The sequence below is a fragment of the Lacticaseibacillus chiayiensis genome (genome assembly GCF_004123795.1).
In the GTDB taxonomy this organism is placed as follows: Bacteria; Bacillota; Bacilli; order Lactobacillales; family Lactobacillaceae; genus Lacticaseibacillus; species Lacticaseibacillus chiayiensis.
Map to the genome: position 1 here is coordinate 1 of NZ_MSSM01000070.1, position 922 is coordinate 922.

Genomic DNA, 922 nt, shown 5'->3' on the forward strand with positions numbered 1-922 from the left:
ATCCGTACCAGCCCCATCTTGGTCTCAAAGCTATAGTCAATGAAACGCTTATCCTTGTATCGATAGCAAGGCAATCTCACGCTCCGGCCACGCGTCGGCCTCACGTCTCGGCAATATCGCTGGTCGGGATTTGCACCCGACATGATAGATGAATGTTACAACGTTTCTCTATAAGATTCAAAATCAACGTATCTGGAATTAACTGTTTTTGGTTTCCCTTCTGGATAAAAGGTAATACTTCTTCTACCTTTTATATCTTCAAATGGTATCAAATAAAAAGTCTTCGTGTCCTTATGAACAGCACACAATATATCAAACGATTTGGCGTTATATTTCTTGTTGTATCTTTGGTTATTACTTCTGATGTGTGAAGTTACACAGCTGATAACGTTTCTCATTTTTGCGTTGTCCCAATAAACAGTTTTCACTTGAACTCTTTTTAAACCATCTTCACAATCAATAATCAAATCATATTCATTGAAATCATTTATAGGTTTAGACACTATGTATCCTTTTGAAACAAAAAAAGCTTCTGCTAACAACTCACTTACTGTTCCGTTTACATGTTTTTCATAAGCGCTCATTCGACCACTCCTTCTATATACCTATTATAGCATATATGATTAAAGCTATCGAACGTTATTGTTGCAATGTTTTAATTAAAAAAGCTGCACAATCGCAGCGATTTGCTCGCTCTCCCAGTGTCAGCTAGGGTCATCGCAAGCTGTGTCCGGTCGCTAAACTGGACAAAGAACTGTGCCACGACCTGCCGTGGCTGGTCCCGCTCAACCGGGCAGCTCAGCCTCTAAGGAGGCATATAAGTTCACCCTGCTACTCATCGTCATGGTAGGCGTATCGGGACGTAGTGACGGTAGCTACTCCGTCACAGACCTTCACGGGTGAAATGTGGCATGCGGGAATC

Annotated in this window: 1 protein-coding gene; it reads right to left on the bottom strand. The window is 41.6% G+C overall.

What is annotated here, in order from left to right; genetic code table 11:
* Positions 1-155 precede the first annotated feature (155 nt).
* Positions 156-584 (bottom strand): group I intron-associated PD-(D/E)XK endonuclease, encoded by a 429-nt coding sequence (locus tag BVJ53_RS14520; RefSeq protein ID WP_129302961.1) that lies wholly within the window; start codon positions 582-584, stop codon positions 156-158.
* Positions 585-922 lie beyond the last annotated feature (338 nt).